Below are 16,456 nucleotides of genomic sequence, written 5' to 3' on the forward strand. Positions count from 1 at the left end.
GATGATCAAACTTCTGCCCCTTCTGCTGATGCTGGCCTATGGCTTCGTGACCTATCGCCTGTCGGTCTGGCGGTCGCGGCGGGAGCTGGACGCGCGGTCCAGCCCGCTCCGTGACCCCGATCTCGGCCGCTTCACCGACAGGATGGCGCGGGCGCTGGACCTGAAGTCGATCCCCGTGCATCTTTATGATGTGCCGGTGGTCAACGGGCTGGCAGCGCCCGACGGGCGGATCTTCATCACCCGCGGGTTTTATGACAAGTTCCGGGCCGGAGAGGTTTCGGCGGAGGAGATGGCCAGCGTCATTGCCCATGAACTCGGCCATGTCGCACTTGGCCACGCCCGGCGGCGAATGATCGACTTCACCGGCCAAAACGCGATCCGCCTCGCGCTTGCGCCCATTCTGGGGCGGTTTCTGCCGGGGTTGGGGGTGGTGCTGGCGAACGGGCTGGCCTCGCTGGTCGCCGCGCGGCTGTCGCGGCAGGACGAGTATGAGGCGGATGCCTGGGCGGCGGCGCTGCTGACCCGTTCGGGCATCGGCACGGCGCCGCAGAAGGCACTGTTCACCAAGCTGGACAAGCTGGCAGGCGGGCGCGCGCCGGTCGCCTGGCTGTCCAGCCACCCCGCCAGCCCGGACCGGGTCAGCGCCATCGAGGCGCTGGAGAAACGCTGGGTGCCGCAGGCCTGACAGGAGCGGGGGCGGCAGGGCAGGGCCGGTAGGCTGCGCAAAAGGTTTAGCTGACCCTTAACAGGCTGCTGAGAAAAGGTTTTTGGCCTGTGTTGGATCGGAAATCGTTCGCAATCTGACAAGATCCAGCCGGAAATCTATAGACTTCCGGGCGTTTCCGGGCCGATTTCCGGCACATAGGCATGACACTTCGGACTTTTTCAGCAACCTCTTAACAGGCTGCTGAAAAAATCCTCTACCTCTGCGCTGGAGCGAAAATCGTTCGCAATCTGAGGAAGTCCAGCCTGAAATCCATGCATTTCTGGTGATTACGGGGCTGATTTCCGATTTCCAGAGCATGGACATGACCCTTCAGAGCTTTTGTAGCAGCCTGTAACCGGCTGCTGAAAAGGGCTTTCAGGACTGCGTTGAAGCGGAGATCATTCGCAATCCGAGGAATACAGCCGGAAACCGACACGGTGCTGGCGATCCGGGAGCCGATTTCCCGGTTTCTAGAACATGACACTTCAGAGTTTTTTTTGAAGCCTGTGGGCAGGGTGCTGGAAAGCATTCAGAGGGTGCTCCGGGGCGGAAGTCTTCTCGACATGGTTGAAAATGTCCCCGGAAATCGCAGGTTTTGGCTCGTGACCGGACCGTTTTTCAGGCTCAATGCAAGGTCGGGTGGACCCACGACTTTTTCAGCGGACTGTTAAAGCGGTGCTCAAAACCGCCTGCGCCGCCGGAATTTGCCGGTGGGCATATCCCTTTCGGCACCCCGCTTTCAGGTCAGCGCCTTGCCCAGCCGGGGCAGCCGGGCCCGGCGGAGAAGGGCGCGCAGCGGCTGCTCTCGCCCGGAGATCTCCTCCGTCCGCCCCTGCACTACCCGGACGACCCTTTCGACGTCCGCAGGATGGCGGAGCCACAGATCCATCAGGAAATCATCCGGCGCTTCGGCGCGAAGCAGATGTATCTCCAGCTCGCGGCGCGGAAAGTCCTTCAGGTTCTGGGTGAGGATCACCTCCGCCCTGCCCGCCTTGGCAGCGGCAAGAACGTGGATGTCGTCGGGATCGGGCAGGTAAAGTCCCCCCGTATCCCCCATCGTATCGCCCGCCGCGACCTCCGCCTCCGGCCAGCGGGCGTGGAGGAGCGCGATTTCCCCCCGCGCCACCACCTCCTGTCCGGGGCCGAGGCGGCGCGCGGCCAGAGCCCATTCCTCCAGTATCCGCGTCGACCAGAGCGGGGTGAACATCCCTTCCGCCGCCACCCCGGTCACGATTTCCCGCAACACCGTGGGGTAGAGGACATTGGCGTCGATCAGCACCCGCATCGCCGGCTCCGTTGGTTCAGGTCCGGTCAGTCGAGCCGGAAGAACAGCGCCTTCAGATAGCCCGACTCCGCCAGTTGCGGCATCAGTGGATGGTCCGGCCCGGCAAAGCCCGTGTGCAGCAGTTGCGCCCGCCGTCCGCTCCGCCCGATGCCCCGCACATTGGCCCCCCGGAAGGCGGCGAGATCGGCGGCATGCGAGCAGGAGCACAGCCCCAGATAGCCGCCGGGCGCCACCAGCGGCGCGGCGAGACGGGCCACGCGTTCATAGGCCCGCAGACCTGCCTCCAGCGCCTGCTTGGAAGGCGCGAAAGCCGGCGGATCGCAGACGACGAGGTCGAATTGCGCCCCCTCGGCCGCCAGCGCTTCCAGCGTGGCGAAGGCATCGCCCTGACGGGTGGCGAAGCGTGCCTCCGCCCCCATGGCAACGGCGCCGTCCCGGGCCAGCTTCAACGCCGGGGCGGAACTGTCCACCGCAAGCGCCCGCTCCGCCCCGCCCGCAAGGGCTGCCAGCGAAAAGCCCCCGACATGGGAAAACACGTCCAGCACCCGCGCGCCCTTCGCCAGACGCTGGGCAAAGGCGTGGTTGGGACGCTGGTCGAAGAACAGCCCGGTCTTCTGCCCGCCGAGCAGGTCGGCCATATAGGTCGCGCCGTTCATGGGCACCGGAACGGGCGCCTCCATCGCGCCCCGCAGCACCGTCAGCTCCTCCGGCAGCCCCTCCAGCGTCCGGGCCCGGCCCATGCCGTTGCGGATGATGGTGGTCACGCCCGTGACCTTTGCCAGCGTGGCGGAAAGCGGCCCGATCAGCGTCTCCGACCAGGCGGCGTTCGGCTGGATCACGGCGGCATCGCCGAAACGGTCGATCACCACGCCCGGCAGGCCATCCGCCTCTGCATGGACGAGCCGGTAGTAGGGCGCGTCGAACAGCGTCTCGCGGAGCGCGAGCGCCCGCTGGAGACGGGCCGCGAACCATGCCTCGTCGATAACCGCCGCCGGATCCCGGTCGATCATCCGGCAGACGATGCGCGAATTGGAATTGACCGTGACAAGGCCCAGCACCCGCCGTTCCCCATCCTCCAGCACGGCGAGCGCACCGGGTTCCAGCCCCTTGGTGCGGCGGTCGGTGACCAGTTCGTCGGCATAGACCCAAGGGAAGCCGTGGCGGATGGCGCGGGCTTCGGCCTTCGGTTTGAGTCTGACGGTCGGGTAGGTCATGGGTTCTCCAGGTGAGTTCTCGGCGCGTCTGGGGACGGTTCGGCACAGGCCCCTCGGCATCAGGCCCCCCGGACATGCGAAAGCCCCGGAGTCTGCCGGGGCTTTTCCGTCCTCAGACGGGTTTCGTCAATGCGCGTGGTGCGCGGAACCTTGCCGGTGCAGCGGATGGGCGAGCCATGCAAACACTTTCGGCATCAGGCGGGCGATGGTCTGGGCGCGCAATTCGGACGCTTCGCGGACGATCTCGGGGACGGATTTCGGTTCGCCACGGATCTCGGTCTCAAGCAGTTTCATCGGCCTTCTCCTGTGGGGATGGTTGCGGATTGCCCTTATATAGGTCAGCAAGTCTGACTTAGCTACCGCAGAAAACGTGGGCCGGATATGCAATCCGCGCATGATCCGGGAACGACATGCCACCGCGGGAGGGAATTTCCGCGCAACGGGCGCTCCGGCATGGAATTGTTAGCGTATGACAGCCATGTTAGTGCTGCGAAGATGACGGAAGGAGCAGCGCCATGCCACTCGATGCGACACTTGCCGACGTTACCGAACGCATCCGCAAGCGGAGCAGGGAGGCGCGTTCATCCTATCTCGACCGTATCAGGCGGGCCCGTGAGGCGGGACCGGCGCGGGGGCATCTGGCCTGCGGCAATCAGGCCCATGCCTATGCTGCCGCGACCCCGGGCGACAAGGCGGAGCTTGCCGCAGACAAGGCGCCCAACATCGGCATCATCACCGCCTATAACGACATGCTGTCGTCCCATCAGCCCTACGAGCGCTTCCCCGATGTGATCCGTGCCGCAGCGCGGCGCATCGGAGCCACGGCGCAGGTCGCGGGCGGGGTGCCTGCCATGTGCGACGGGGTGACGCAGGGCCGCGCGGGGATGGAGCTGTCGCTGTTTTCCCGCGACGTGATCGCGCTGGCTGCCGCGGTCGGGCTGTCGCATGACACGTTCGACGCGGCGCTTTATCTCGGTGTCTGCGACAAGATCGTTCCCGGGCTGGTCATCGCGGCGGCAAGCTTCGGCCACATCCCCGCGGTGTTCCTGCCCTCCGGCCCGATGACGTCCGGCCTGCCCAATTCGGAAAAGGCCAAGGTGCGGGAGCTGTTCGCCGCCGGAAAGGTCGGGCGGGAGGAACTGATGCGGGCAGAGATGGAAAGCTATCACGGCCCCGGAACCTGCACCTTCTATGGCACGGCAAATTCCAACCAGATGCTGATGGAATTCATGGGCCTGCAACTGCCCGGCTCCAGTTTCGTCAACCCGAACACACCGCTGCGGGAGGCGCTGACCGTCGCGGGGGTGGAACGCGCGGCGGCGATCACCGCGCTCGGCAATGGTTATACGCCGGTCGCGGAAATTCTGGATGAGCGGACTTTCGTGAACGGCATCGTCGGCCTGATGGCGACGGGCGGGTCCACAAACCATGTCCTGCATCTTCCCGCGATGGCGCGGGCGGCGGGGGTCATTCTGGATCTGGAGGATTTCGACAGCCTCTCCGCCATTACGCCGCTGATGGCGCGCGTCTATCCGAACGGGCTGGCCGACGTGAACCATTTCCATGCGGCGGGCGGTCTGGGTTACATGATCGGGGAGCTGCTGGAGGCGGGGCTGCTGCATCCCGATACCCGGACGGTCGCGGGGGAGGGGCTCGGCCTCTACACGCAGGAACCTGTGCTGGAAGAGGGCGGCCTCAGCTGGCGGCAGGGATCGGGCGAATCGCTGAACCCGCAGATCCTGCGGGGCGCCGCCGATCCGTTCCAGCAGCAGGGTGGCCTCCGGCAGCTGCACGGCAATCTGGGGCGCGGGGTCATCAAGGTTTCCGCCGTGGCGGAGGAGCGTCGCTTCATCGAGGCGCCGGCCCGCGTCTTCGCCAATCAGGAGGATGTGAAGGCAGCCTTCAGGGCAGGCGAATTCACGGCTGACACGATCGTCGTCGTCCGGTTTCAGGGCCCGCGCGCGAATGGCATGCCGGAGCTTCACAGCCTGACGCCGATCCTCGCCGTGCTGCAGGACAAGGGTCTGCGCGTGGCACTGGTCACGGATGGTCGGATGTCGGGCGCATCGGGCAAGGTGCCCGCCGCAATCCATGTCAGCCCGGAGGCCGCCGAGGGTGGCCCGTTGGCGCGCGTCCGGGATGGCGATGTGCTGCGGCTCGATGCGGTGGGGGGGACGCTGGAAAACCTGCACCCCGATTTTCTTCTGCGCGACCCGGTGGTCGAGGATCTCTCCGCCCATCACTCCGGCATGGGACGGGAATTGTTCGATGCTTTCCGGCGGAACGTCGGTTCCTCCGTCCACGGCGCGGCGGTGGTGATCTGAAAGCAGAGAGCCGCGCGTTGCGGCTCAGGCGGCGGCGAGAATTTCCTCCAGCGCACGATCCAGCGCATCGAGACCCGCATCGGGGCGGGAGCCGGCTTCCGACAGGCTCCGCCGCCAGGACCGCGCGCCGGGGCGCCCCGCGAACAGGCCGAGCATGTGCCGCGTAATGGCGCCGAGCCTGCCGCCGATGGCAAGGTGGCGCGCGATATAGGGCCGCATCGCCGCGACCACGGCCTCCGGGCTCCGGTCCGCGGCAGCACTTGCGAACATCAGCCGGTCGGCGGGGAGCAGGATTTCCCCCGGATCGTGATAGGCCGCGCGCCCGATCATCACCCCGTCCAGCCCCTGATCCAGCAGCTCCCGCGCCGTGGTGAGGCTGCTGATTCCGCCGTTGATGACGATGATGAGGTCGGGGAAGGCCTGCTTCATCGACAGCACCAGCGGATAGTCGAGCGGCGGGATCTCCCGGTTCTCCTTGGGGCTCAGGCCCTTCAGCCATGCCTTCCGCGCGTGGACGATGACGCGGCGGATACCCGCGCCCCGCACCGTCTCCAGAAAGGCGGGAAGCACTTCCTGTGGCACCTGGTCATCGACGCCGATGCGGCACTTCACCGTCACCTCCGCGCCCGCCGCCGCCTCGCGCATCGCGGCCAGACAGTCGCCGACCAGGGCAGGATCCCGCATCAGCACGGCCCCGAAGCAGCCCGATTGAACGCGGTCCGAGGGGCAGCCGACGTTCAGGTTGATCTCGCGGTAGCCGTGACCGGCGCAGATCCGCGTGGCTGCGGCCAGCTCCTCCGGCTCGGACCCGCCCAGCTGCACGGCGAAAGGGTGTTCCGACGGATCGTGGTCCAGAAGCCGTAGCGCCCCGCCGCGCACCAGCGCCGCCGCCACGACCATTTCCGTGTAGAGCAGCGTATAGCGGCTCATCTGCCGGTGCAGGTAGCGGCAATGCCGGTCGGTCAGGTCGATCATCGGGGCCACCGACAGGCGGTAGGCGGGGGGCACGGCGTTCATGTGTCGTCCTTTCATCCCCGGCGATGTAGGATGCCGGTGTTCATGTCGAAAGACCGCGAAGCGCAGCGATATGCCATCATTCGGCGTTTTCCGCAACAGGGCGGAGTCCTGCCCGCGCTGCGCTCCGCCCCTTGAGCCTTTGCGAGGATCGGCCCACAAGAGACGCAGGAGCACTGGAGGGGAGTATCCCATGCATCGCCTGATCATCGCCTTTGCCGCCGCCTGTCTGCTCGGCTCGCCCGCCATGGCCCGCATGTCGGGTTTTTACGAAAGCGCGGCGGTCATCCACGCCATTCTCGGGAATGGACAGGTGGCGGACGGGCTGGGCCAGCAACCGATCGAGAGCATCACCCGCACCCGGGACGGCTATTCGGTGCAGAGCCAGAATTGCTCCGTCGGCGTGGTGGTGGTGACCCGCAGGGCCGACCGTCCCGGACCCGCCGACTTCTCCCTGCGCGTTCAGCGAGGGCGCTGCCGCAGGTAAGCGCCAAGGCGCCCGTCAACAGGGGCCGTTTCTCCGTCGCGAAGGTTTCGCCTTCCGCAGGAGCGACGGCCGGGCCGCGCTTCGCCGGTGGAGTATGCGGACGGGGCCATCGCAGGCAGGGGGCGCAGGGGCGAAAGCGCCACGGCTCCGAAACGGCGTCCGGCTCTTTCGCAAGGCCAGCGGGCAGCGGAATGGCGGGGTCGAATGGCGGGGCCGGTTGTCGAAGCGGCTCCGCCAGAAAGCGCTCTCCTCAGGCAAGCTCTCCTCGGAAAGTGCCCAGCGGCGAAGGCTCCCTGTGAGGGAAAGCGAAGCTGGACGTTTCGCGCAGGAGCGGCGGCTGGGCCGCGCGTCCCGGGCAACCTCAGCCGGTGAGTATGGGGACGGGGCCATCGCTGGCAGGAGCAGAGGCGAAAACGCCATGGCTCCGAAACTGCGCCCGGCTCTTTCGCAAGGCCAAGGTGTAGCGCAATAGCGGGGTCGAATGGCGGGGCCGGTTGTCGATGCGGCTCCACCGGAAAGCTCTCCTCAGAAAAGCTCTCATCGGAAAGTGCCCTGCGCCGAAAGGCTCCCTGCGGCCAAAGGCGAAGCTGGACGTTTCGCGCAGGCCCCGGTCGGTGGCTTCAAGAGCCAGGCCGTCCGGGGCTTTCACGCTGACCGGCGGGCCGCGGAGGCGGGAAGCGCTGCTCCTCCACCGCCAGTCTGCATCGCTTCTGTGCGGTGATGTCAGGCGTTGAACAGGAAGTGGAGCACGTCGCCGTCCTGCACCTCGTAGGTCTTGCCCTCCACGCGGAACTTGCCGTTCTCGCGTGCGCCTGCCTCGCCGTTGCCTGCGACATAATCATCGTAGCCCACCGTTTCCGCGCGGATGAAGCCCTTTTCGAAATCCCCATGGATGACGCCCGCCGCCTGCGGCGCGAGCATCCCCTGAGTGATCGTCCAGGCGCGGGCTTCCTTCGGGCCGACGGTGAAATAGGTGCGCAGACCCAGCAGATCGTAGGCCGCGCGGATCAGACGGTCCAGTCCCGGCTCCTCCAGCCCCAGTTCGGAGAGGAACATCTCCGCTTCCTCCGGGTCGAGCTGGCTGATCTCCTCCTCGATCCGGGCGGAGATGACGACGGTCGCGGCCCCTTCGGCCCGCGCCTTCTCCGCCACCTTCTCCGTCAGCGCGTTGCCTGTCGCGGCTTCGGATTCCGCCACGTTGCAAACGTAGAGCACGGGTTTCGCGGTCAGAAGCTGAAGCTGATCCCAGAGCCTGCGATCCTCCTCCGACACGGTGACGGTCCGCGCCGGCTGGCCCGCGTTCAGCACGTCGAGCGCCACGCGCAGCAGGCGGTCCTGATCCTTCGCCTCCTTGTCCCCGCCCTTCAACTTGCGCTGAAGGTTGGCGAGGCGGCGCTCGATCGATTCCATGTCGGCGATCATCAGTTCCGTCTCGATCGTCTCTGCATCGGCGACCGGATCGACGCGCCCCTCTACATGGGTGATGTCGCCATCCTCGAAACAGCGGAGCACATGGGCGATGGCGTCCACTTCGCGGATGTTGGCAAGAAACTGGTTGCCCAGGCCCTCGCCCTTGGACGCGCCGCGCACGAGGCCCGCGATATCGACGAAGGTGATCCGCGTCGGGATGATCTGTTTCGACCCCGCGATGGCGGCCAGCCGGTCGAGCCGCTTGTCCGGCACGGCCACCTCGCCCACGTTCGGCTCGATGGTGCAGAAGGGGAAGTTCGCCGCCTGCGCCGCTGCGGTGCGGGTCAGCGCGTTGAACAGGGTGGACTTGCCGACATTCGGCAGCCCGACGATACCCATCCTGAAGCCCATGGCTCTGCCCTCCTGGCCCGAAATTCCGCTGTGCTGTGTCCGCGTCTCTCTAGGGGGGCGGCGCACTCTCTGCAAGTATTGTCCGCCCGGCACGGGGCGCTAGATGCGGCGGGAGAAGGTCGAAGGGCAGCAGAAGGGCGCAGGCGGCATGGGTTTCGTTCCCTACCTCTACTTTCAGGGCAACTGCGCCGAGGCGCTCGACTGGTATGCCGGCATCTTCGGCGGCACCGTTTCGCTGCTGCGCTACAAGGATGCGCCGGAGCTGCCGCCAGAGATGGCCGGGTCCGAACTCGTGGTGAACGGGGTGCTGGACGTGGGCGGCGCGGTGCTCATGGCGTCCGATTTCCCGCCGGGCATGGACGGGCGGCCGCAGACGGCCGTCTCCGTCAGCTATGCCGCCGACAGCGATGCGGAGGGAGAAGCGCTTTTCGAGCGTCTGTCGGAGGGGGGGACGCTGGTTTTCCGCTGGAACACGGCCTATTGGGCAAGGGGTGCGGTCGGCATGGTGCGGGACAGGTTCGGCACCCATTGGGTGATCTCCGGCCCGCTGCGGCCCTTCTAGCCCAGTCCCGGCCCTGCCGCCTGCGGTCTCGGCGCTTCCGCTTGCGGCCCCGTGGTCCTGTCGATGTGGCGAAGCACGCTTGCCTTCGCGGCCTGCTTCCGGCACATCGGAACCGACCAGCCGGAGGAAACGATGAGCCGCATCGACGCGAAATTCGCCGCCCTGAAAGCAGAGGGTCGCAAGGCCTTCGTCTCCTACATCATGGCGGGCGACCCGGATGTGGACACCTCTCTTGCGGTCATGAAGGGCCTCCCCGCCGCGGGGGTGGATGTGATCGAACTGGGCCATCCCTTCACCGATCCGATGGCCGACGGGCCGACGATCCAGCGCGCCGGTCAAAGGGCGCTGGAGGGCGGGCAGACGCTTGACCGGACGCTCCACATGGTGCGCGAATTCCGCAAGGGCGACGACACCACCCCGATCGTGATGATGGGCTATTACAACCCGATCTATTCCCGCGGTGTCGCGCGTTTTCTGGCGGAGGCGAAGGAGGCGGGCATCGACGGGCTGATCGTCGTGGACCTGCCGCCGGAGGAGGATGCGGAGCTTTGCCTGCCCGCGCAGGCGCAGGGCATCAACTTCATCCGTCTCGCCACCCCGACCACGGATGAGGCGCGGCTGGGCACGGTGCTGCAGAACACCTCGGGCTTCGTCTATTATGTCTCCGTCACCGGGATCACCGGCGCGCAGGCCGCGCAGGCCGCCTCCGTCGCGCCGGAAGTCGCGCGGATCAAGGCGGCGACGGATCTGCCGGTGATCGTCGGTTTCGGCATCACCACGCCAGAAGCGGCGCGGGACATCGCCTCCGTGGCCGATGGCGCGGTCGTCGGCTCCGCCATCGTCAACCTGATCGGGCAGGGTAAGCCGGTGGAGGAAGTGCTGGCCCAGGTCTCAAAACTCTCCGCGGGCGCCCACGCTGCCTGAACGGTCGCGCTGCCTTGCGGGCGCGTGGGTCATCGCCCTGACGTCGGGGGATCACGGGCGGGTCCTCGGGCGCGCGGCGCTCGATCGAGGCGCGCCCGGCTTGAGGTAGCGACGGGCGCGTGAACCTGCTGTGAAGTGCCATCGCGCCATTGTGCTGCCCACCGGGAGCTGATGATCCGGGCGGCGCGGTCAGGACCGTCGCCGCGCCCTATGAGCTTCGCTCTGCCGCCACAGGCGGTTCGGTGCCTGCTGAAAGGAGGGGCAGGTCGCTATCCTCCCGCAGGCCCGGCTCCGAATTCCCCGACCTGCTCCACCGACGCCTCCAGAGCGGGACGGCGATTTCTGGCGGGCGTCGGCGGACAGGTCGGTCCTTGCTGGAGGCAGCTTTCGCGGCGGTGCGGCTTTGCTGATCCGTTGTTTTGGAGCGTGGGTTTTGGAGCGTTGGCGGGGCTGTTCAGGTGACCCGGCGCGAAGGGGACAGGCTCCCTGTAAGAGCCGCACCACGCCCGTGACGGCTGAGCAGCCAACCCTCTCGCCGTCGATGCGTGATCTTTCGGACGGCAGCGCGCTATGGGTGGCAGCGCATCCACCCGCCGACCGCCATGAAAAAGCCCCGCCGAGGCGGGGCTTTCCGGGTCATTGGAGCGAGCGGACCGTCAACTCCCCCTGCAGGCGGGATTTCATCGCGGACACGGCGGCGATGGCGCCGGCGGCGGTGGTGAAATAGGGGATCTTGTCGTAAAGCGCGACCCGCCGGATGTCGCGGCTGTCGGCGATGGACTGTGCCCCTTCCGTCGTGTTGAACACCAGCGCGATACGGCCGTTCTTCAGGTCGTCGGCGATGTTCGGGCGGCCCTCATAGACCTTGCGGGCCAGTTCCGACACGACGCCATGCGTCTCCAGAAACGCGCGCGTGCCGCCCGTCGCCACCAGCGTGAAGCCGAGTGCGGCAAGATCGCGCGCCGCCTCCGCCATCTCCGCCGTCTTGTCGGCATCCTTGATGGAGATGAACACGCGCCCCTCGGTCGGCAGCACCGTGCCCGCGCCGAGCTGCGCCTTCAGGAAGGCGCGGGGGAAGTCGCGGTCCCAGCCCATCACCTCGCCGGTGGAGCGCATCTCCGGGCCGAGCAGGGTGTCCACGCCGGGGAAGCGGGCGAATGGCAGCACCACCTCCTTGACGGAGAACCAAGGCGTCAGCGGATCGGCCAGCGTCATGGGGTCGGCGAGCGGCAGCGGATCGTCTGGCCCCACGCCTTCGGGGTAGGCCGCGCGCATCGGGAAGGCGGTGAGCTTCTCCCCCGCCATTATCCGCGCGGCGATGGAGGCGATGGCCGAATCGGTGGCCTTGGCCACGAAGGGCACGGTCCGCGAGGCGCGCGGGTTCACCTCCAGCACGTAGATTTCGCCGTCCTTGATGGCGAACTGCACGTTCATCAGCCCGACGACGTTCAGCCCCTTCGCCATCATCACGGTCTGCTGCTTCAGCTCAGCCACCGTCTCCGCATCCAGCGAATAGGGCGGGAGCGAGCAGGCGGAATCGCCCGAATGGACGCCCGCTTCCTCGATATGCTGCATGATCCCGCAGACATGGACATCCGTCCCGTCGCAGAGCGCATCGACATCCACCTCGATCGCGCCGGAGAGATAGCTGTCCAGCAGCACCGGGTTTTTGCCCGACACCTGCACCGCTTCACGGATGTAGCGGTCGAGATGGGCGTCGTCGCGCACGATCTCCATCGCACGGCCGCCCAGCACGTAGGAGGGGCGGATCACCAGCGGGTAGCCCACGCGATGCGCGATCTCGAACGCCTGTTCCCGGCTGGACGCAATGCCGTTGACCGGCTGCCGGAGGCCGAGCTCGTTCAGGAGCTTCTGGAACCGCTCCCGGTCTTCGGCAAGGTCGATAGCATCCGGCGTGGTGCCGAGGATCGGGATGCCTTCCTCATAAAGCGCGTTGGCCAGTTTGAGCGGCGTCTGCCCGCCGAACTGCACAATCACCCCGTGCAGCGTGCCGTTCTCCTGCTCCACCCGCAGGATTTCCAGCACATGCTCCAGGGTCAGCGGCTCGAAATACAGCCGGTCGGAAGTGTCGTAGTCGGTGGAGACCGTCTCCGGGTTGCAGTTGACCATGATGGTCTCGTACCCGGCCTTCGTCAGCGCGAAACAGGCATGGCAGCAGCAGTAGTCGAACTCGATGCCCTGACCGATCCGGTTCGGGCCGCCGCCGAGGATCACCACCTTTTTCCGGTCGGAGGGACGGGCCTCATCCTCCACCTCGCCCATCACGGGCATCTCGTAGGTGGAGTACATGTAGGGGGTCTGGGCCTCGAACTCGGCGCCGCAGGTGTCGATGCGCTTGAACACCGGCATGACGCCGAGGGCGCGGCGCGCCTTGCGGATCTCGCTCTCCATCTTGCCGGTCAGCCGGGCGAGGCGCGCGTCGGTGAAGCCGAGCATCTTCGCCCGCCGCATCGCCGCCTCCGTCGCAGGCAGGCCGGAGGCGAGGATCTCGGCCTCCGCCTCGACGATCTCCCGGATGCGGGCCAGGAACCACGGGTCGAAGGCGGTGGCGTCCTGGATCTCGCCGTCCGAAAGCCCGTGGCGCATGGCCTGCGCGATGAGGCGGAGCCGGTCGGGTGTGCGGGCGGAGATCGCCTTGATGATCGCGGCCTTCTCCGGCGCGTCGGGGATCGTGATCTCGTCGAAACCGGTGAGGCCGGTTTCCATGGAGGCCAGTGCCTTCTGCAGCGATTCGTGGATCGTCCGGCCGATGGCCATGACCTCACCCACCGATTTCATCGCGGTCGTCAGTTCGGGTTTTGAGCCGGGGAATTTCTCGAAGGCGAAGCGCGGGATCTTGGTGACGACATAGTCGATGGTCGGCTCGAAGGAGGCGGGCGTGACCTTGGTGATGTCGTTGTCCAGCTCGTCCAGCGTATAGCCGACCGCCAGCTTCGCCGCGATCTTGGCGATGGGGAAGCCCGTGGCCTTCGACGCCAGCGCCGAGGACCGCGACACCCGCGGGTTCATCTCGATCACCACCATGCGCCCGTCGGCGGGGTTGATCGCCCATTGCACGTTGGAGCCGCCGGTTTCCACCCCGATCTCGCGCAGAACGGCGATCGAGCCGTTGCGCATGATCTGGTATTCCTTGTCGGTCAGCGTGAGGGCCGGGGCGACGGTGACCGAATCGCCCGTGTGGACGCCCATCGGGTCGATGTTCTCGATGGAGCAGACGATGATCGCGTTGTCCGCCTTGTCGCGGACCACCTCCATCTCATACTCTTTCCAGCCAAGCAGGCTCTCGTCCACCAGCACCTGCGCGACCGGCGAGGCTTCCAGGCCGGAGCGCACGATGGCCTCGTAATCGTCACGGTTGTAGGCCACGCCGCCGCCCGTGCCGCCCAGGGTGAAGGCGGGCCGGATGATCGCGGGCAGGCCGATGTGTTCCAGATCGTCCAGCGCCTGCCGCACGCCGGTGTTGATGTCGTATCTGCCGTTCGGAAGCTTGGGCGCCGCAACGATTGTGGCCTTGGGATTCTCCAGCCCGATCCGGTCCATCGCCTCGCGGAACAGCTTGCGATCCTCCGCCATTTCAATGGCTTCACGGTTCGCGCCGATCAGCTCGACGTTGAATTTCTCCAGCACACCCATGTCGGCAAGCGCCAGCGCGGTGTTCAGGCCGGTCTGTCCGCCCATCGTGGGCAGGAGCGCGTCGGGGCGTTCCTTCTCGATGATGCGGGCGACAACCTCGGGTGTGATCGGCTCGATATAGGTGGCGTCGGCCATCTCCGGGTCGGTCATGATCGTGGCGGGGTTGGAGTTCACCAGGATGACCCGGTAACCTTCCTCGCGCAGCGCCTTGCACGCCTGAACGCCCGAGTAATCGAACTCGCAGGCCTGACCGATGATGATGGGGCCTGCCCCGATGATCATGATCGACTGGATGTCGGTTCTTTTCGGCATGATCGGGACCCCACGGCTGCGCAAATTGTCGGCGTTATAGTCGGCGCCGGACCGGGCGCAACCCCTTGCGCGACAGGGCCGGGCGCGAAGCGGGCCAAAGCGGTCATGGAACTGAAATGCTTCGCGGGTGATGGAGAGGGGAGCAAAACAGGTCCGCGCCATGTCCGATCCCCAGTTCCACACCGCCGGAGCAAGGCCGCTCCGGGCCCTCCGGGCGGAGTTCCTGTGCTTCTATCTGGCGGTTCCGCTGGTCTTCGCGCTGGCCGTGACACCGCGGCTGCTCTTTCCCATGCTGTTCGCCCTGATGATCGGCGGTGTCGCGCTCCTGCATGTCACGCCGGGGTTCCGCTGGCGGGAACTTCTGCGGGGCCGGGTGGACCTGCGGCTGGTCGCGGTCTTTCTCCTGCTGTCGGCGCTCGTGCTGACGGCATTCGTGTTCTGGCTGACGCCGGGCAGTTTCCTGCAGCTTCCCCTCCGCCAGCCCGGCCTGATGCTGGCAATCACGATCTTCTATCCGCTGCTCTCGGCGCTGCCGCAGGAGGTGCTGTTCCGCGCGCTCTACTTCCGCCGCTACCGGCCGCTTCTGCCGCGCGGCACATGGGGGATGCTTCTCAATGCGGCGGTCTTTGCCTGGGCGCACCTGCTTTACTGGAACTGGGTCGCGGTTGCGGTGACGTTCCTGGGCGGCATCGCCTTTGCCTACGGCTACAAGCGCGGCGGGGGATTCGGCACGGCGGTGCTCATGCACGCCGCCGCCGGGCTGTTGCTGTTCGCGCTGGGGCTCGGGCGGTATTTCTATTCGGGCGCGGTGATCCGCCCGTTCTGAGATCACGGCCCGTGCTGTTCCACCGGTGGATTGCGAACGGGCAGGGCAGGGGCATTCGCCCCGTAAAGATAATCCCGCGTCAAGGGGACGGCTTCCTGACGGCGGGCGAGCTGGAACTGGAAAACGCACTGGTGATTGTAGCGGAAGGTCAGCTCGGAGCCGATCAGGTAGAAGCGCCACATCCGGCAGAACCGCTCGTCATAGATTTCCCGCACCCGGTCCATGTTGACCAGAAAGCGTTCGTGCCAATGGCGCAGCGTTTCTGCGTAATGCAGCCGCCAGACTTCCACATCGGTGGGGTAGAGGTTCTCCTTCTCCACCGCCGCCATGGTTTCCGACATGGCCGGAATGGAACCGCCCGGGAAGATGTATTTCGTCACCCAGCGGCTGGTGGTGCCGGGCGGATCGGTGCGGCCGATCGTGTGGATCAGCGCCACCCCGTCATCGGTCAGGAAGTTGTTCACATGCCGGAAATACTCGCGGTAATGCGGCAGGCCGACATGCTCGAACATGCCGACGGAGACCACCCGGTCGAACTTCTCGGCCACGTTGCGGTAATCGGTCAGCCGGAACTCCACCTGCCCCTCTAGCCCCGCCGCGCGGGCCCGCTCCGTCGCGACCTTGTGCTGCTCCTGCGAGAGCGTGACACCCACGACGCGCGCGCCATAGTCCCGCGCCAGGGTCAGCGCCATCCCGCCCCAGCCGCAGCCGATATCCAGCACCCGCATGCCGGGCCGGAGCAGCAGCTTGCGGGCGATATGGGCCTTCTTCTGGATCTGCGCCTGTTCCAGCGTATCGTCCAGCGAGCGGAAATAGGCGCAGGAATACTGGCGGTCGGCATCGAGAAACAGCGAGTAAAGCTCCTCCGACAGATCGTAGTGATGCGCCACATTCGCCTGCGCCCGCCCTATGGGGTTGAATGTCTCCACCCGGCGCAGCAGGCGGCGGAAGCGATCCAGCAGGGAAAAATGCCTGTGCGCAATTGCCGCATTGCGAATCCCCAGCGTGAGGAAGCCATATAGGTCGTCGTCATCTATGGTGAGGCGACCGTCCACATAGGCCTCGCCGATGGCGAGATCGAAGGACGACAGGATCTTGCGCGGCAGCGCAGGGTCTGCAAGGCGGATTGTGACGGGCGTTCCTGTGCCGTCGCCATAGCGGTTTACGCTGCCATCCGGCATATGGATGATCGCGGTGCCCTCCTTCATGAGGGATCGGATCATCCGGTCGAGAAGCCTGTTCCACATCGTGTCACCCTCTTCACGTATAATCAGAACTACGTTACGCCCCGTTTTTCCGTTCTGTCCAGATAAGGTGGCGCGGCGTC

The 16,456-nt window shown here is 66.4% G+C and carries 13 protein-coding genes; 6 read left to right on the plus strand and 7 right to left on the minus strand.

Annotated elements, in window-relative coordinates:
* The first annotated feature begins 1 nt into the window (after position 1).
* The gene (locus tag RT513_RS16315; RefSeq protein WP_290690670.1) at positions 2–685 is read left to right on the plus strand and encodes a M48 family metallopeptidase; all 684 of its coding nucleotides are present in this window, start codon (positions 2–4) and stop codon (positions 683–685) included.
* Positions 686–1,445: 760 nt separating this feature from the next.
* Here the strand turns inward: RT513_RS16315 and RT513_RS16320 are convergent.
* The 3 genes from RT513_RS16320 to RT513_RS16330 form a co-directional block, all read right to left on the minus strand.
* On the minus strand, positions 1,446–1,991 hold the full coding sequence (locus tag RT513_RS16320; protein ID WP_290690667.1) for an RSP_2648 family PIN domain-containing protein: 546 nt from the start codon (positions 1,989–1,991) through the stop codon (positions 1,446–1,448).
* A 26-nt stretch (positions 1,992–2,017) separates the two neighbouring features.
* On the minus strand, positions 2,018–3,205 hold the full coding sequence (locus RT513_RS16325; RefSeq protein WP_290690665.1) for an RSP_2647 family RNA methyltransferase: 1,188 nt from the start codon (positions 3,203–3,205) through the stop codon (positions 2,018–2,020).
* A 126-nt stretch (positions 3,206–3,331) separates the two neighbouring features.
* Positions 3,332–3,499 carry an RSP_7527 family protein gene (locus RT513_RS16330; RefSeq protein WP_179209195.1) on the minus strand — a complete coding sequence of 56 codons (168 nt, stop codon included), beginning with the start codon at positions 3,497–3,499 and terminating at the stop codon, positions 3,332–3,334.
* Positions 3,500–3,720: 221 nt separating this feature from the next.
* Between RT513_RS16330 and edd the strand changes: the two genes are divergently transcribed.
* Positions 3,721–5,529: a phosphogluconate dehydratase gene (gene edd / locus RT513_RS16335; RefSeq protein WP_290690662.1), complete on the plus strand. Its 1,809-nt coding sequence runs from the start codon at positions 3,721–3,723 to the stop codon at positions 5,527–5,529.
* A 24-nt stretch (positions 5,530–5,553) separates the two neighbouring features.
* Here edd and dusA read toward each other — a convergent pair whose 3' ends face one another.
* Positions 5,554–6,546, minus strand: a complete 993-nt coding sequence (gene dusA, locus RT513_RS16340; RefSeq protein WP_290690660.1) for a tRNA dihydrouridine(20/20a) synthase DusA — start codon at positions 6,544–6,546, stop codon at positions 5,554–5,556.
* A 190-nt stretch (positions 6,547–6,736) separates the two neighbouring features.
* Between dusA and RT513_RS16345 the strand changes: the two genes are divergently transcribed.
* Positions 6,737–7,030 carry a hypothetical protein gene (locus RT513_RS16345; protein WP_088215788.1) on the plus strand — a complete coding sequence of 98 codons (294 nt, stop codon included), beginning with the start codon at positions 6,737–6,739 and terminating at the stop codon, positions 7,028–7,030.
* Between the two features lie 723 nt (positions 7,031–7,753).
* On the opposite strand, the gene ychF is transcribed toward RT513_RS16345, so the two are convergent.
* The gene (ychF, locus tag RT513_RS16350) at positions 7,754–8,851 is read right to left on the minus strand and encodes a redox-regulated ATPase YchF (RefSeq protein ID WP_088215789.1); all 1,098 of its coding nucleotides are present in this window, start codon (positions 8,849–8,851) and stop codon (positions 7,754–7,756) included.
* Between the two features lie 103 nt (positions 8,852–8,954).
* Here ychF and RT513_RS16355 point away from each other — a divergent pair, with 103 nt between their 5' ends.
* Both RT513_RS16355 and trpA read left to right on the plus strand, forming a co-directional pair.
* Positions 8,955–9,413, plus strand: a complete 459-nt coding sequence (locus RT513_RS16355; RefSeq protein ID WP_290690655.1) for a VOC family protein — start codon at positions 8,955–8,957, stop codon at positions 9,411–9,413.
* Between the two features lie 132 nt (positions 9,414–9,545).
* A complete protein-coding gene (trpA, locus tag RT513_RS16360) occupies positions 9,546–10,337 on the plus strand; it encodes a tryptophan synthase subunit alpha (protein ID WP_290690652.1) in 792 nt (263 codons plus the stop codon).
* A 636-nt stretch (positions 10,338–10,973) separates the two neighbouring features.
* Here trpA and carB read toward each other — a convergent pair.
* On the minus strand, positions 10,974–14,303 hold the full coding sequence (gene carB, locus RT513_RS16365) for a carbamoyl-phosphate synthase large subunit (RefSeq protein WP_290690650.1): 3,330 nt from the start codon (positions 14,301–14,303) through the stop codon (positions 10,974–10,976).
* 160 nt (positions 14,304–14,463) lie between these two features.
* Between carB and RT513_RS16370 the strand changes: the two genes are divergently transcribed.
* Positions 14,464–15,129: a type II CAAX prenyl endopeptidase Rce1 family protein gene (locus RT513_RS16370; protein ID WP_290690647.1), complete on the plus strand. Its 666-nt coding sequence runs from the start codon at positions 14,464–14,466 to the stop codon at positions 15,127–15,129.
* A 2-nt stretch (positions 15,130–15,131) separates the two neighbouring features.
* Here RT513_RS16370 and RT513_RS16375 read toward each other — a convergent pair whose 3' ends face one another.
* Positions 15,132–16,376: an SAM-dependent methyltransferase gene (locus tag RT513_RS16375; RefSeq protein WP_290690644.1), complete on the minus strand. Its 1,245-nt coding sequence runs from the start codon at positions 16,374–16,376 to the stop codon at positions 15,132–15,134.
* Positions 16,377–16,456: the final 80 nt, after the last annotated feature.

It is taken from the genome of Haematobacter sp., from assembly GCF_032102465.1.
GTDB lineage: Bacteria > Pseudomonadota > Alphaproteobacteria > Rhodobacterales > Rhodobacteraceae > Haematobacter.

Bases quoted from the DNA above. Each gene is read 5' to 3' on its own strand.
- RT513_RS16315 (WP_290690670.1), top strand. From the start codon at position 2: ATGATCAAACTTCTGCCCCTTCTGCTGATGCTGGCCTATGGCTTCGTG.
- carB (WP_290690650.1), bottom strand. From the start codon at position 14,303: ATGCCGAAAAGAACCGACATCCAGTCGATCATGATCATCGGGGCAGGC.
- edd (WP_290690662.1), top strand. From the start codon at position 3,721: ATGCCACTCGATGCGACACTTGCCGACGTTACCGAACGCATCCGCAAG.
- RT513_RS16325 (WP_290690665.1), bottom strand. From the start codon at position 3,205: ATGACCTACCCGACCGTCAGACTCAAACCGAAGGCCGAAGCCCGCGCC.
- RT513_RS16320 (WP_290690667.1), bottom strand. From the start codon at position 1,991: ATGCGGGTGCTGATCGACGCCAATGTCCTCTACCCCACGGTGTTGCGG.
- RT513_RS16375 (WP_290690644.1), bottom strand. From the start codon at position 16,376: ATGTGGAACAGGCTTCTCGACCGGATGATCCGATCCCTCATGAAGGAG.
- RT513_RS16355 (WP_290690655.1), top strand. From the start codon at position 8,955: ATGCGGCGGGAGAAGGTCGAAGGGCAGCAGAAGGGCGCAGGCGGCATG.
- RT513_RS16345 (WP_088215788.1), top strand. From the start codon at position 6,737: ATGCATCGCCTGATCATCGCCTTTGCCGCCGCCTGTCTGCTCGGCTCG.
- trpA (WP_290690652.1), top strand. From the start codon at position 9,546: ATGAGCCGCATCGACGCGAAATTCGCCGCCCTGAAAGCAGAGGGTCGC.
- ychF (WP_088215789.1), bottom strand. From the start codon at position 8,851: ATGGGCTTCAGGATGGGTATCGTCGGGCTGCCGAATGTCGGCAAGTCC.
- dusA (WP_290690660.1), bottom strand. From the start codon at position 6,546: ATGAACGCCGTGCCCCCCGCCTACCGCCTGTCGGTGGCCCCGATGATC.
- RT513_RS16370 (WP_290690647.1), top strand. From the start codon at position 14,464: ATGTCCGATCCCCAGTTCCACACCGCCGGAGCAAGGCCGCTCCGGGCC.
- RT513_RS16330 (WP_179209195.1), bottom strand. From the start codon at position 3,499: ATGAAACTGCTTGAGACCGAGATCCGTGGCGAACCGAAATCCGTCCCC.